Here is a 293-nt window from a genome sequence, read left to right as displayed (position 1 = left end):
GTTCGGCGTCGTTGGTGGCGCTGCACCTGGCGGTGCAGGCACTGCGCAACGGCGAGTGCTCGCTGGCGCTGGCCGGTGGTGTGACGATCATGTCGACGCGGGACCTGTTCGTGGAGTTCAGCCGTCAGCGCGGGCTGTCGGTGGACGGCCGGTGCAAGGCGTTCGCGGGTGCCGCGGACGGCACGGGCTGGGGGGAGGGCGCGGGCATGCTGCTCGTCGAGCGCCTCTCCGACGCCCAGCGCAACGGACACCCGGTGCTCGCCGTGGTCCGTGGTTCCGCCGTCAACCAGGAC

At 72.4% G+C, this 293-nt stretch carries 1 protein-coding gene; it reads left to right on the top strand.

From position 1 onward, the window contains the following. Nucleotides 1-293: beta-ketoacyl synthase N-terminal-like domain-containing protein (locus UK12_RS35410; RefSeq protein WP_156179180.1), on the top strand; the 293-nt coding region annotated here is incomplete at both ends.

This window comes from Saccharothrix sp. ST-888, from assembly GCF_000955975.1.
Classification (GTDB): Bacteria; Actinomycetota; Actinomycetes; order Streptomycetales; family Streptomycetaceae; genus Kitasatospora.
The sequence above is the reverse complement of the archived record's forward strand: the minus strand, read 5'-3'. Positions and strand labels throughout refer to the sequence as shown.